The following is a 15,148-nucleotide window of genomic DNA, read 5'->3' on the forward strand; positions in this document are numbered from 1 at the left end:
ATTGATTAGCAAAGAATTCTAACCAAAAAAATGTGAAAAATGAAAAATCAGGAATTATTAAACAGTCTGACTAATTGTATGAATCACTGTAACTGGTGTGCTGATGCATGTTTAGAAGAAGACAATGTTAAAGACATGGTTGCTTGTATACGGGTAGATAAAGCCTGTGCTACTACCTGCAACTCACTTGCAGAAATACTTGCCACTAATTACAAAAATGTGCAGGGGCTGGTAGACTATTGTCTCAAGATTTGTAAGGAGTGTGGTGATGAATGTGAAAAATGGCCATCAGACCACTGTAAAAAATGTGCTAAGGCTTGCCGCGAACTGGAAGATGCACTTAAAAAGTTCCGGGCCTAAAACTAAAAAGCTCCAAAAAGGAGCTTTTTTTATGTTCTTCCGTAAAGTTGGTTCAAGTGCCGAAGGTGCTCTAGCTCGTCCCAGGGCATCTGCTCCGGCAGAATACGCCACGTCCAATTGCCTTCCGTACTCCCCGGAATGTTCATGAGTGCCTCTTCCCCCATTCCCACGATATCTTGCATTGGAACAACAGCAAGTTTAGAAACCGATTTCAACGCAAGCCGGTGAAAGACAGGAACTATATTTTTTTCAGTTACAGAATATCCGAGGTAATCTTTCAAGTGCTCCTTCACTTCCCTGCCGGAATTCTTAAACCAGCCAAGGGTGGTATTATTATCGTGAGTACCGGTGTAAACGATACTATTTGCGACGTGATTGTATGGCAAATAAGGATTTTCCCTGTTTTCATCTCCAAAAGCGAATTGCAGCACCTTCATTCCCGGAAAATCAAAACGCTCCAACAGGTCGAAAACCGGTTGATCCAGAGAGCCAAGGTCTTCTGCTATAAAAGGCATTTCAGGAAACTCATTTTTAAGGGTCTTAAAGAAGTCAGTTCCCGGAGTTTTGGTCCAGGTGCCGTGAATAGCTGTGCGCTCTCCGGCCCCAACTTCCCAATAGGCTGAAAAAGCCCGGAAATGATCCAGACGAACCACATCAAAGAGCAAGAGATTTTGTCGCAGTCGGGCGATCCACCATTCATAATGATGATTCTTTAATTCTTTCCAGTCATAGACCGGGGTGCCCCATAATTGTCCTGTTCTGCTGAAAAGATCTGGAGGGACTCCTGAAACATGCGTGGGCTTTTTCTCTGCATCCAACTTGAAAAACAAAGGATTGGCCCAGCAATCTGCACTGTCGTGATTAACATAAAAAGGCACATCGCCAATGAGCTTGATATTCTTTTCATGAGCGGCTTTTACCAGGCGACCCCATTGGGAATAAAAAAGGAATTGAATGAATTTTTCCTTTTCTATCTTTTCGGCAAGTTCTTTTTCAGCAGTTCGTAAGGCTACTGCGTCCCGGTCCCGGAATTCAGCAGGCCAATCGATCCAGTTCACCCTTTCATACCTTTCCCGCAAGGCAAGGTAAAGGCAGTAGTTATCCAGCCAATGCGATTGTTGGGCACAGAATTCGTCAAAAGCAGAAGCACCCGTTCCATTATTTTTAAAGCTGCGGAAGGCTTCCTCAAAGATCCCTGTCTTAAATTTTTCTACCTCTTCAAAAATGACCTTTTCGGAACTTATTCCCTGCGGAATTCCCACGTCCTTTAAACTGATATATCCTTCTTCCTCCAGTAATTCCGGACTAATCAGCAACGGATTCCCGGCAAATGCCGAATGGCTGCTGTAAGGAGAATGGCTGTAAATATGATCTGTAGGGTTTACCGGCAGTAGTTGCCAATATTGGTGGGCAGACCTTTCCAGGAATTCAAGGAAATTATAAGCTTCCGGTCCAAGGTCCCCTATTCCAAACTTCCCAGGAAGGGAAGTTATATGCATCAATATTCCGCTGCTTCTTTCAAGCTTCATAGTCTCAGGATTGTATTAATACAGCGACCGGGAACTCCTGAAAAAGCTCGGCTGCAGTAAATTCAGTTTGTTCTTCAAATTTTCTTTTTGTGAAGGCATTCTTCCACTTCTTCGGAAAATTATCGGGGAGCGAAAGTACTTTTTTATTCAGAACATTTTCCTTGAGTTCCAATTGTTCATCGAAAATTTTACTAACAGTTGCAGGGGCGAAGATGATCGCATAAATGTTGCTCCAAACCCTTGCAAAAGCCACGATATCTTCAGAAAAATCTGCTTCCAGATCTAAAGGTAAGTAGGTTCCCTCCTCAAAAATCAGCCTGTTCTTGTTCCGTAATTCCAGGGCTTTATAGAGGCAGTACATATTGATCCTGGCATCAGGGTAATTCTGCTTGAAAGATTTCAGCTGATCCGGAAGCTCTTCTTTAGAAATGGATTTTATTTCTGCCAGGTATTTTTTCCGGAGTTCGTAATCAACAGGCCGCCGGTTGTCGGGATCTACATAGCTAAGGTCCCAAAGTTCCGTTCCCTGGTAAATATCCGGAATTCCCGGTGCGGTCATTTTTAAAAGGCATTGGGAAAGGGATTTTATTGCTCCGTAAGCAGCGACCTTTTGTTGGAAAGGCACGAAGGAACTCTTAAATTTCGAATGCGAAAGCAGGTTTTTAAGGTATTCAAAGACATTATTTTCGTAGGCTTCATCCGGTTCTGCCCACGATGAATTCTCTTTGGCCTCCCGAAGCACTTTTTGCAGATAGGCTTTTGATCTCTCGTAGAATTCCTCTCCGGGGTCATTGGTAAAAGGCCAGTGGCCTATCAACATCTGAAAAATGAAATATTCCTCATTGTCATCGGGAATATTGGATTGATCACGCTGAGAAGAAAAAAGATTCTTCCATTCTGTCATTTTTGAGAACCACTCTTCGGGAATTTCACTCAGAACATTGATCCGCATCCGGGCATCTTCTCCCCTTTTGGTATCATGCGTCGCAGTGGCGTTTATGGAAAGCGGGAAACCTTCCCTTCTCTTTTTCATTCGCTCGTGAAAACCTTTAATGGTAAGTCCAAAGTTTTCCGGAGAATCACCCACCTCATTATGAGATAATAACTTATTGAAAATGTAAAAACTGGTATCCTCCACTCCCTTCGCAGCCAACGGTCCTGTGAACTGCTGACAACGTTGGAGATAGAAGAGCATGTCTGTCTTGTCTTTTTCCGCTTCCCCCAAAAATAATTTTCTGAAATAACCCAGCTGTTTCTTCAAATGTGGAGCATTTTCAAGGGCTATTTCGTAGGCCGAATTGATGATCTTTCTTTGCCTTTTCCGAAGGGGATATTCTTCAGGATAGATGCGATAAACAGGGAATCCGGCCAAAAAAGCACCCAATGCTTCTTTATAACCGTCCGTCCTGTATTCCGGTTCCATGAGGTCCAGTTCATATGCCAGCTCCCAAAGATTGGCGTATTCGCCTCCCATTCGCTCTTTCAGAATGAACAGTTTCTGCTCATAGACCAATTCGGCATATTCCGAATGCCGTGGGTTGATCTTGTCATAGGCATCAGAAAAAGCAGCTTCGCTCTTTTCCTGCGTCAACACCTGGTTTACCGCTGCTAAAAATCCGTACCCACTGGTGCCTTGCACAGGCCAATGCGCAGGAAGTTTTTCATCCCACTCCAGGATCTTTTCAATGACCACATAATAACCTTCGCCCACTTTCTTTCGAAGTCGCACCAGGTATTCTTTGGGGTCAAAAAGGCCGTCAATATGATCAATGCGCAGTCCGGTGATCAAACCTTCATTGACTAACTGAAAAATAAATTGATGATATTGGTTAAAGACCTTACGGTCCTCCATGCTCAAACAAATAAGGTCATTGATGGTAAAGAAACGGCGGTAGTTGATCTTGCCTTCGGTAGTTTTCCAGTGAACTGGTATAAAGTATTGAAGGTCCAACAGCTCCTTTAATTTTTCCTCGGAAGAATTAATGCTTTCCAATCGTTCTTCAATAGTTGATCTTAAGGAGGCATTCTGCTCTACCTGATCCAAAAATGCCTTTTTCAGCAATTGCCATTGTTCTGCGGAACCATTGAATCCGCCGAATTTTTTCTGCCATTCCAGGTATTCAGTTTCAGAAAGAACAGCGGCATAGGTTTGGGTGGACGTAAGATACTGGTGTGAAAAATAGTTGAACGTAAATCCTTCTCCGCAAAGTTTCACGCTAATTTCCCCTTTTTGAAGCACCTGCGGAAGTGGATCTCCCAAAAAGGCAGCCATGATCTGTGGTTGTTCGGTTTGGTCCCAGTTCACGTCAAAGAACCTGAAGTATTCTGAATCCTGACCCAGTTCAAAAATATCCCGCAGCCATACATTTTTGCCATCAAAAGCCATGTGATTGGGAACGATATCCTGCAGCCAGCCCATCTTTTTTTCCTGCAACTGCTCCCCTATTTTCCGGAATTCCTCCAGCGATCCAATCTCTTCATTGATCTTAAAAGGGTCTATGATGTCATAACCATGACTGCTGCCCTTGCGGGCCTGGAAAAATGGCGCAGAATAAATCGTCGAGATACCCAGTTCCTCGAGATAATCTAGGATCTTCCGGAGGTTAGCAAAAGTGAAATCCGGAGAGAGTTGAAGGCGGTATGTACACACCGGGTTTCTCATTCAATCACGAGATTTACGGATTCCTCCAGTTGACGGAATGCATCTACCCAATCTTCGGCCTCTTCATCTCCATTATCACTGCGTTCCAGCATATCTTCATAATAGTCCTCTTTGATCCTGAAAGCGATGTTCTGAGATTCCCATTTCTCCGGATTAAGAGAAGTATCTTCTATCAACTGCAGTACCTGATTTATATACAACAAGAGCTTCAGGTCTTCGGGATCATCTTCAAACTGAAACATAAGATCTGTCAGGCGTTGATCAATAAGAAAATTCAAGGTTACCAAATCCAACTCTACATTAATTGCCTGCGCTGATTTCAATTGTTTTTCAACCTTCCGCAGGCTGAAATCAGGTTTCTTAAGTTCTTTTACCAGCCGATTGTTTACGGCCATTTGCACCGGAAGTTTCAGCTTGTTGGGAACCACCATATTTATTTCCTGAAAGGTCTTCAGCAACGGATAGGTATTTTCATAAAGCTGCTGCATGGCTCCTTCAGCACCCGTCAAATTGTTCTCCATGACCAGCTCCATGATATGGTGCTGCTCGTCACGGAACAAGTGCCAGAAGGAATAGTTATGAGTTCCAAAATAGGAATCCATCAGGTTAAAGATCTCATAGACATTCCCTTTTTGGAAACTCATAGAGATCTTGTTATGAAGTTCTTCCAAAGCTTCGGCGCTAATGTACTGTCGTACCCCTCCAAATAAATGATGGTCTCCCATGTGAAGTACCGCATATGAAATATCCACTTTTTCCCAGGTAATATCAGACCTGAATTCGGTACGGCCTACAATAAGTTTCTGCTTCCCGGCTTCATAATAATGACTGGCTTTTACAGCTGCACTAAAGTTGTAGAGCGTAACTTCTTCGGGAAATTCTTCAAACAGAGAGGAGATCGCATAGTGAGCTCCTATCCTTATCATATCAAGTTCCATAGGCTTGACACTTTCCTCATAAGCGGTAAGCGCACTCTCGTATTCCGGAAGATTACTCGGAATCTTTTTCAGATCTTCCACGAATTGGGCTTCATAGCTTTTTCCGGTGATCTCCTCAGCCAGTTGAACTGCCCTGGTGGCGTAAAAGATATCCTGCATGGACTCTATACCTGTTACCTCGTCAAAGAACCATCCGCAGCTGGTGTACATTAACATAGCGTGATATTGCATTTCCAGAAGTTTCAACAGCTTTATCTGATCTTTTTCGGGAAGTTCCTCCCCAAAATTCTCTTTTAGAAAGGCAAGTACGTTGTCATTATTGCGGTCAAGAATGACTTTGATATATTTGTTCCTAACGCCCCAGGGATCTGAAGTGAAATTTTTCATCTCCTTCTCGTAGAGTACGATCAATTTTTCCCTAAGGTTGTCAAAGGTCTGTCTCAACGGGGCTCGCCACTTTTGATTCCAGTCCGGATGGCCACCGGTATTACAGCCACAATCACTGCGCCACCGCTCCACACCATGGTAGCAACTCCAGGAAGTGTCTTCAATGATCTCCGCCTCATATTCGGGTGGAAATTTTTCCAGGAATTCACCATAGATAGTGAGGATGACATCCTCATTCTCTTCTAAAGAATTGAGGCAGTAGGAAAGTGCCATTTCTCCCAGTTTGTGGTGGTGCCCGTAGCTTTCACCGTCGGTCGCTATATTTACCAGCTCCAGTTCTTCATTGTCAGACAAAAGATCGGTGAGCCGTTGAGCAAAATGCTCCCCATTGTTCAGGAGACCTTCAAAGGCAACTCCCTGTGAAGCCGGACCATCATAGAAGAACAGGCTGATCTCTTTTCCGGAAGGAAGCTTACACAAATAAGCTTTTTTGGTATCTACTTTTGCATTAGAGGCATCTTTCCAATCGGTATTTCCAATTTTACGCACTCTTTTAGCCTGATAAGGTGACAGGATCGTGAACTTAATACCATATTTAGCCAGCATCTCCAGAGTTTCGGTGTTCACGGCAGTCTCTCCCAACCACATTCCTTCCGGAAACCGATTATAGCGGCTTTTAAAATCTTCAATTCCCCAGATCACCTGCGTCTCTTTATCGCGCTCATTGGCCAGTGGCATTATAAGGTGATTATAGGCCTGGGCCAGGGCGGCGCCATGACCTGAAAAAGCTTCCATACTGTCTTTATCGGCCTGCAGGATCGCTTCGTAGGTTTCCGGGGTTTCGTTTTGCATCCAGGCCAGAAGAGTGGGCCCGATATTAAAGCTCATCCACGAATAATTGTTCATGATAGCCTCAATGCGGCCTTTTTCATCAAGGATCCTGGAAGCTGAATTCCTGCGGTAGCACTCCGCGTTGATGCGGTGGTTCCAGTCGTGATAGGGATATGCAGATTCCTGCATCTCCACCTTATTCAGCCAGGGGTTTTCGCGTGGGGGTTGATAAAAATGTCCGTGGATACAAATATATTTTCTACTCATAATGTTTTCTAATTAGTGGTGGGAGGCAAACAAACTTGAAAAATGCCCTTTTTAAATGTAAAGACATTTTCGGTTTTCACGAAAGATTTAAGTCCTGTAGATCACAAAAGATCCTGCAGGAATTTTTAAGGAACCGTCCTGAATAAGCGTTTCAGCCGTTTCTTTACCTCCATATTTTTTATCGGAGGAAGCAATTATAATGGCAGCTCCTTCTACAGAAACAGGATTGAAGATCTCTTTATCGCTAAAATTAAAATGCCCGTATAAGGTCTCATTACCTTCTGCTGCGGAAACTTCCAGCACTTTTTTAGCTTCATCAGATTTCACTTTTACTTCGGAAGTTCTGAAGAGATCAAACGCACCATCCTTCCGAAGACGAAGCATCTCCTTATAGAACTCAAAAATGGCATTTTTGGAAGGGTCCTTTCTAAAGTTCCAGTTCAATTTGGATTCTTCAAAGGTCTTTTCGGCCTGCGGATCGGGGAAATCACCTTCGGCATGATTAAAATATTCAAATTCCCGCTTCCTTCCTTCCTGTACGGCTTTTACAAGCTCTTTATCACCGTGGCTTACAAAATACCGGAACGGATTGGTCTCTCCAAATTCCTCCCCCATGAACAGCATGGGCACGAAAGGAGAAGCCAGCATGACCCCGGCTGCCAATTTGGTTTTTTCGAAAGAAACCAGGGAAGCGATACGCTCACCCAGCAATCTGTTTCCCACCTGATCATGGTTTTGGATACTCACCACAAACTTATGAGGATCCAGCCCTTCCGGAGAATTCCCCACAGTACGCTTCCTGAATTCGGAATATTTCCCGTCATATACAAAGGCCTGCCTAAAAGCTTTTGCCAGGTATTCCATTTTTCCGTAGTCCTTATAATAGCCCGCATCTTCGCTGGTAAGCACGGTATGCAGGGAATGGTGAAAATCATCCACCCACTGCCCTTCAAGGCCATATCCTCCTATTTGATAGTCCTTTACCAGTCTGGTGTCATTAAGATCACTTTCAGCTATCAGAACATACCTTTTTCCGGTCTTCTGCTCCAGGGCATCTGTTTCTTCGCTCAATTGCTGCAGAAAATGACGTGCGCCGCGATCTATGATCTCATGAATAGCGTCTAACCGAAGGCCGTCAAAATGAAATTCCTCCAGCCACATGAGTGCACTGTCAATGAAGTGCCTCCTCACCTGATCTGAATATTCATCATCAAAGTTAACGGCACTTCCCCAGGGAGTGTGATATTTATCGGTGAAGTATGGCCCGTATTGTGAGAGGTAATTCCCTTCCGGCCCCAAATGATTATACACCACGTCAAGAATGATGGCGATATCATTTTGGTGGCAGGCATTTACAAGCTTTTTCAAACCTTCGATTCCTCCATAAGAATCCTGGGAAGCAAAAGGGTAAACTCCGTCATAGCCCCAGTTACGGGAACCCGGGAATTGAGAAATGGGCATTAGTTCTATGGTATTTACACCCAATTCTTTAAAATGGTCTAAACGTTCAATGATGGCTTCAAAAGTTCCTTGTGGGGTAAAAGTGCCTACATGCAGTTCGTAGATCACCATTTCGTCCAAATCCCGTCCTTTCCAATCGAAATCTTCCCATTCAAAGGAAGTATCTTCAAGTTTTGACCAGGAATGCACTCCTTCAGGTTGTGCGAGCGAGGCAGGATCGGGAAATTCATCCTCTTCATCGAGTTTGAACTTATAAAGGGTTCCCGGAGTCAGTTCTTTAAACTCCCCTTTCCAATAACCTTCAGGATCTTTTTCAAGCGGAAGATTACGTGGAGGTTGCTTTGTGATGAGTTCAACTTTTTCCGCAAAGGGAGACCAGACACTGAACCTGGAAGTTCCATTTTTTGTATACGCGGCACCAACTTTCCTACTCATAGACGAATTCCTTCTTTTCCCTGTAAAATCAAACACTTTCAAAGCTAAGAAGGATAAGACGGATCATTTAATGTTTAATACTTTTTTAACTAAGCTTGTGATATTACTTGCCTAAATTTAAGTGCTTTAGGTCGCCAAAAACCCCTGTGTAATGGGGGAAATCAAAAAAATTTTACTAAAAACACTGTATGGAATTAGAAGGTCATAAGAGAGTAAGTATTCGAAATGTATCTCCAGAAATAGATTGTGGAAAATATCCGATAAAAAGAGTAATAGATGAAGAGGTAAAAGTAGACGCCGATATTTTTGGTGATGGCCACGACAAAGTAGATGCCGTTCTACTCTACCGGCCAAAGAGAAAAGGCCGGGGCCGGGAACGGAAGTGGCAGGAACAACCAATGGATTTTGAAGGTAATGATCACTGGTCTTCAACCTTTAAGATTGATGAGACCGGAGATTACGAATATACCATAGAGGCCTGGGTCGATCACTTTACCACCTGGCAGGATGGATTGAAAAAGAAAGCTGCCGCCAACCAAAACCTGCAAACCGAACTACTTATTGGAGCTGAACTTATGGAGGAAGCTCTGCCACGGGCGTCTGCTCAAAACAAAAAGAAATTAAAGGAATGGATTCAATTGCTTCGTGATGAAGAACATGAAGCCCTGGCCATTTCTGAGGCTCTAAGTGATTCTGCTTCCAGGGCGATGTACGAATCCCGTGATCCTAACAGGTCTTTTCCTTATGATCGTATTCTGGATCTGCGGGTAGAGCGAAAGAAAACCCTATTTAGTGCCTGGTATGAATTCTTTCCCCGCTCCTCTTCTCCTGAAAGAGGAAAGCACGGAACATTTAAAGACTGTGAGAATGTTCTACCAGAGGTCTCAAAAATGGGATTTGACGTGATCTATTTCCCGCCTATTCATCCAATTGGACGCAGCCATAGAAAAGGGCGCAACAATGCTACTGAAGCTGAAGAAGGAGATCCGGGTTCTCCATGGGCCATAGGCGCAAAAGAGGGAGGACACAAATCTATTCATCCGGAACTGGGCTCTATGGAAGATTTTCAACGCCTGGTGAAAAAGGCAAATGATATGGATATTGAGATCGCATTGGATTTTGCCATCCAGTGTTCGCCAGATCATCCTTATGTCAAGGAACATCCCCAATGGTTCAAATGGCGACCTGATGGTACTGTACAATATGCTGAAAATCCGCCGAAGAAATACCAGGATGTATTGCCGGTTAATTTTGAGACTGAAGACTGGGAAAATCTCTGGAAAGAACTAAAAAGTATAGTTGAATTCTGGATTGATAAAGGTGTACGGATCTTTCGTGTAGATAATCCGCATACCAAGACCTTCCTGTTTTGGGAGTGGCTTATTAAGGAAATCAATGCGAAACATGACGGCATCATTTTCCTTGCTGAAGCATTTACCAGGCCAAGAGTAATGGAAGAGCTGGCAAAAATTGGTTTCAATCAATCCTATACCTATTTCACCTGGAGGAACACGAAAGAGGAATTTGTTGAATATCTCACTCAGCTTACAAAGACCGAAGTACGGGAATATTACCGACCGAATTTCTGGCCTAACACTCCGGATATCCTACCGATCTCTCTGGAGAACAAACATGAGGCTTCTTTTATTATTAGACTGATTCTGGCCGGAACCCTTTCCTCTAATTACGGGATCTACGGACCCGTGTTCGAATTTGGGCACAATGAAGCCTATCCCGGAAAAGAAGAATACAACCACTCCGAGAAGTATGAGATCAAACACTGGGATTGGCCACGCAATACTAAAATAAAGGAGATGATCACCATTTTGAACCGGGTGAGACGCGAAAATCCCGCGCTTCAAAATACATGGAACATTGAGTTCAATGATACAGATAATGATCAGATCATTTGTTACACGAAGGTGGACCAGGACCAGACAAATAAGATCATTACGGTAGTCAACCTCGATCCTAATCACACCCAGTCCGGCTGGGTAAAAGTGCCGCTGGCGAGATTGGGACTTGAGCATCAGGAATCTTATTCGGTGACCGATCAATTGACCGGAGCCAGCTATATATGGCAGGATGAGTGGAATTATGTCGAACTCCATCCGCAAGCCATACCGGCGCACATTTTTAAAGTCGAATCCAAAAAATCAATCCGATAAAAGAATTAAACATGATCAAACCGATATTTTCAGATGATCAGGAGAACTGGTATAAAGATGCCATTATTTACGAATTACACATAAAAGCCTTTTTTGATAGCAATGGGGATGGCGTGGGCGATTTTGAAGGCCTGTTGGAAAAGCTTGACTACCTGGAAGATCTTGGGGTAACAGCTATCTGGCTTCTTCCCTTCTACCCTTCTCCTTTGCGGGATGATGGGTACGATATTGCCGATTACTACAGCATAAATCCTGCTTACGGTGATCTGGATACTTTTAAAAAATTAATAGATGAAGCCCATGAGCGCGGGCTAAAGATCATCACAGAGCTGGTGATCAATCACACCTCAGACCAGCACCCGTGGTTTCAAAGAGCGCGGACTGCCCCACAGGGATCTGAAGAACGCGACTACTATGTATGGAGCGACGACCCTAACAAATATAAGGACACCCGGATCATTTTTACCGACACAGAACCTTCCAACTGGACCTGGGATCCGGTCGCAAAACAGTATTTTTGGCACCGTTTCTTTTCGCACCAGCCAGATCTGAACTTCGATAATCCAAAGGTTCAAAAAGAGGTATTTGATGTACTTGATTTCTGGTGCAACCTGGGAGTGGATGGGTTTAGACTGGATGCTGTTCCATACCTTTTTGAGCGGGAAGGAACCAACTGTGAAAACCTGCCAGAGACACACGCTTTCCTAAAAAAACTACGGGCTCACGTAGATGAGAATTTTGACAACAAACTTTTACTGGCCGAGGCGAATATGTGGCCCGAAGATTCCGCCGCTTATTTCGGAGACGGGGATGAATGCCACATGAATTATCATTTCCCAATCATGCCGCGGATGTTCATGTCTATAAAGATGGAAGACCGCTATCCAATCATGGATATTATTGACCAAACCCCCGAAATCCCCGAGAGCTGCCAATGGGCTATTTTCCTGAGAAACCATGATGAGCTTACCCTGGAAATGGTTACAGATGAGGAGCGGGATTATATGTATAAAGTTTATACAAAAGACCCGCAGGCCAAGATCAATGTCGGGATCAGGCATCGCCTTGCACCTCTCCTAGAAAACAACCGGAACAAAATAGAACTAATGAATGTGTTGTTGTTCTCCCTACCGGGAACTCCGGTGATCTATTACGGTGATGAAATAGGAATGGGAGATAATTTCTATCTGGGTGACCGGGACGGGGTGAGAACACCGATGCAGTGGTCCTCAGACAGAAATGCCGGATTTTCTACGGCCAATCCCCATAAACTATATCTTCCTGTAATTATTGATCCATCCTACAAGTATGAATCTGTAAATGTAGAGACAGAGCAAATGAATTCCTCCTCCCTGCTGTGGTGGATGAAAAGGATCATTAGCATGCGCAAAAAATTCAAGGCCTTCGGGCGGGGAGATATCAACTTCCTTTCTCCAAGTAATGCCAAGATCATCGCTTACACCCGTACCTACGAAGATGAGGACATCCTGGTGCTGGGAAATCTTTCCCGTTTCCCGCAGGCGGCCGAGTTGGATCTTGAGCCTTACGATGGCTATATCCCGGTGGAAGTTTTTAGTCACAATAAATTCCCACGTATAACAGATCATCCATATCTGTTTACAATGGCGCCGCATGGATATTACTGGTTCCAGCTTCAGAAGGAAAAAGGGCATACAGAGAAATCAGAGACTCCGGAGATCAAGGTAGGTCAATGGGAGGAATTACTGCACGGAAAGGTGCGAGCCAGGTTTGAGAACGAAATTCTTCCAAATTATTTGAATACCTGTCGTTGGTTTGGTGGAAAATCCCGGGTGATCCAGAGCATTAATGTGCTGAACAAAGTAGATATTCCGGTAAGGGACATGCCCTCTACCCTCATTACGATCGAAGTGAATTACAACGACGGACTTCCTGATGTTTATCAACTTCCGTTAGGATTTATAACTCAGAAAAAAGAAGATGATTTCAGGGAAGTACCCTCCAAAGGAATTATTGCCAAGTTAAAAGTAGATAATGAAGATGGTTATCTCTTTGACGCGGTCTACAGTGAAAGTTTCAGAAATGTACTCTTTAAGAACATTAAAAAAGGCCGAGAGCTGAAAAGTGGACGTGGTAACCTCGTCTTCTATCACAGTGATAATGGATTTGATCCCGAAGAAAATAAGGTGCACAGTAAGATCCTGAATGCAGAACAGAGTAATACCTCGCTCATTTTTGACAACAAATATTTTCTGAAGCTTTATCGCAAACTTGACAATACTATCAATCCGGATCTTGAGATCACCCGCTATCTCACAGAAAAGACAGAATACAAGAACTCTCCGCGTTTTGTTGGAGCCATAGAATACAATCCCGATGCCCGTAATATTATTGTTTTGGGCATGATGCAGGACCTGATCCCAAATCAGGGTGACGCCTGGGATTATACAAAGGATTCTTTAAACCGCTTTTTTGAAAACGTAATGACGCGGCCAAAAGATCTTCCAAAAGAAACAGTGGAACATACCCTGGAGCCAATGAGTTATCAGGAGCTTTCAGAACCTATGAAAGAACTGATGGGGGTAGTTTTTCCGGAAAGGGTTTCCCTCCTGGGTAAACGAACTGCAGAAATGCATAAGGCCCTGGCGGCAAATCCTTCGGAAAAGGACTTTGAACATGAGCCTTTTTCCCTGCATTACCAGCGTTCACTTTTCTCTTCCCTGCAATCGCTTACCAGGAATGCTTTTCAGAATCTTCAAAAGAGTTTGAAGACACTTCCGAAGCATATACAACCTGAAGCACAGGAAGTTCTGGACATGAAAGGAGAGGTTTTAAAGACTTTTAAAAAAGTTTACGACCACAAGATCCCGATCATGAAAATAAGGACCCATGGTGACTATCATTTAGGACAGGTGTTGTGGACCGGTAAAGACTTCGTCATCATTGACTTCGAAGGAGAACCTGCGCGATCTTTCAGCGAAAGAAGGCTAAAACGCTCTCCGCTAAGAGATGTGGCGGGAATGGTTCGTTCCTTTCATTATGCCTCTTATAGCAGCATTATTGAACCCGAATTCGATCAGCAGAAAAAAGAAGGTGATCTGGATGAGTGGGCAGAAAACTGGTATTATCTGGCTACACGTATCTTTTTGAAGGGATATTATGACAATGTGGGCGACAATAATTTTGTGCCTACAGATGCTGAAGATACTGAGATACTGATGCAGACTTTCCTGCTTGAAAAAGCAATTTATGAACTGAATTACGAACTGAACAATCGTCCCGATTGGGTATTAATTCCATTGAGGGGGATCAAATCGTGTATTAAAAAATAAAGAAATGGCTAAGAAAAAAGAAGATAATAAAGAGATAAAGAAAGAAACCGGCACCGGGAAAACTGCGGGAAGACCAAAGACTTCAGGAAAGGTAAAGGGACCGGCAGGAGTTGGCGATAAAAAGGCTGCACCCAAAAAAGGCAGTACTAAAAAAGCCGAAGAAAGTCCTGTTGTTAAAAGTGCTTCGGAAACTAAAAAACCTAAAGTGGACAAAAAGACTGCTCCCAAGGCTCCTTTGAAGAAAGCGGCGAAGGGAACAGCAAAAAAGAGTTCCTCCTCAAAGAAAACCACGACTGCCAAAGCTGCCAAATTCAAGGAGCCCCTGACTGATGAACAGGTGCCGCATGTTGCTGCACCTGCAACGAAGAAAACAGCCAGTCCCGATGAAGGATTGACCGGAAAAGTGAGGAAAACAACCAAAACAAAGGTCACAGCTTCAGAAAAGTCTGTTGCGGCAGGAAAGAAACAAAAACCTGCAGACTCCAAAGAAAAGGCCAAACCGGCACCCAAAAAGATGTCCCGTAAAAAGGCTGAACCGGGAATAAGTGCTGAGGAAAAAATGAAATTGTCCAATACCTCTGCCACCGAAGAAATTCGGGATACTGCGGCAGAACTGGGGAAAGATCTTGCCGATACCGTGAAACCCAGCCAAAAGACCAAAGATGATCTGGAGAAAATGGCCAAAGATATCATCCCGGATTCAGAACAGGTAAAAGAAGCCGCCGAAAAAGCTAAAGATTTTATAGAAGGTATACTTCCGGACAAAGAGGAAGTGGAAAAAGTAGCCAAAAAAGCTAAA

The 15,148-nt window shown here is 43.7% G+C and carries 7 protein-coding genes; 3 read left to right on the top strand and 4 right to left on the bottom strand.

All coding sequences use genetic code 11. The features are described 5' to 3' along the window. The first annotated feature begins 39 nt into the window (after positions 1–39). Entirely contained in the window at positions 40–360 is a 321-nt protein-coding gene (locus ACNORC_RS12635) for a four-helix bundle copper-binding protein (RefSeq protein WP_503473628.1), read from the top strand. Between the two features lie 29 nt (positions 361–389). On the opposite strand, the gene malQ is transcribed toward ACNORC_RS12635, so the two are convergent. The 4 genes from malQ to treZ all read right to left on the bottom strand — a co-directional run bounded on the left by malQ (position 390) and on the right by treZ (position 8,870). Next, positions 390–1,889 (bottom strand): 4-alpha-glucanotransferase, encoded by a 1,500-nt coding sequence (gene malQ / locus ACNORC_RS12640; RefSeq protein WP_418336014.1) that lies wholly within the window; start codon positions 1,887–1,889, stop codon positions 390–392. 4 nt (positions 1,890–1,893) lie between these two features. Continuing rightward, positions 1,894–4,551 (bottom strand): malto-oligosyltrehalose synthase, encoded by a 2,658-nt coding sequence (gene treY, locus ACNORC_RS12645; RefSeq protein WP_418336015.1) that lies wholly within the window; start codon positions 4,549–4,551, stop codon positions 1,894–1,896. After that, positions 4,548–6,974 (bottom strand): DUF3536 domain-containing protein, encoded by a 2,427-nt coding sequence (locus tag ACNORC_RS12650; RefSeq protein WP_418336016.1) that lies wholly within the window; start codon positions 6,972–6,974, stop codon positions 4,548–4,550. The genes treY and ACNORC_RS12650 overlap by 4 nt, the downstream gene beginning before the upstream one ends. A gap of 87 nt (positions 6,975–7,061) precedes the next feature. Continuing rightward, positions 7,062–8,870: a malto-oligosyltrehalose trehalohydrolase gene (treZ, locus tag ACNORC_RS12655; RefSeq protein WP_418336017.1), complete on the bottom strand. Its 1,809-nt coding sequence runs from the start codon at positions 8,868–8,870 to the stop codon at positions 7,062–7,064. 188 nt (positions 8,871–9,058) lie between these two features. Here treZ and ACNORC_RS12660 point away from each other — a divergent pair, with 188 nt between their 5' ends. Continuing rightward, positions 9,059–11,038, top strand: a complete 1,980-nt coding sequence (locus tag ACNORC_RS12660; RefSeq protein WP_418336018.1) for an alpha-1,4-glucan--maltose-1-phosphate maltosyltransferase — start codon at positions 9,059–9,061, stop codon at positions 11,036–11,038. 11 nt (positions 11,039–11,049) lie between these two features. Further along, positions 11,050–14,349 (top strand): maltose alpha-D-glucosyltransferase, encoded by a 3,300-nt coding sequence (gene treS / locus ACNORC_RS12665; RefSeq protein ID WP_418336019.1) that lies wholly within the window; start codon positions 11,050–11,052, stop codon positions 14,347–14,349. Positions 14,350–15,148 lie beyond the last annotated feature (799 nt).

Source organism: Salinimicrobium soli (assembly GCF_048323655.1).
In the GTDB taxonomy this organism is placed as follows: domain Bacteria; phylum Bacteroidota; class Bacteroidia; order Flavobacteriales; family Flavobacteriaceae; genus Salinimicrobium; species Salinimicrobium soli.

Excerpts from the sequence above, each read along its gene's own strand:
- ACNORC_RS12635 (WP_503473628.1), top strand. The coding sequence starts at position 40 with ATGAAAAATCAGGAATTATTAAACAGTCTGACTAATTGTATGAATCAC.
- malQ (WP_418336014.1), bottom strand. The coding sequence starts at position 1,889 with ATGAAGCTTGAAAGAAGCAGCGGAATATTGATGCATATAACTTCCCTT.
- treY (WP_418336015.1), bottom strand. The coding sequence starts at position 4,551 with ATGAGAAACCCGGTGTGTACATACCGCCTTCAACTCTCTCCGGATTTC.
- ACNORC_RS12650 (WP_418336016.1), bottom strand. The coding sequence starts at position 6,974 with ATGAGTAGAAAATATATTTGTATCCACGGACATTTTTATCAACCCCCA.
- treZ (WP_418336017.1), bottom strand. The coding sequence starts at position 8,870 with ATGAGTAGGAAAGTTGGTGCCGCGTATACAAAAAATGGAACTTCCAGG.
- ACNORC_RS12660 (WP_418336018.1), top strand. The coding sequence starts at position 9,059 with ATGGAATTAGAAGGTCATAAGAGAGTAAGTATTCGAAATGTATCTCCA.
- treS (WP_418336019.1), top strand. The coding sequence starts at position 11,050 with ATGATCAAACCGATATTTTCAGATGATCAGGAGAACTGGTATAAAGAT.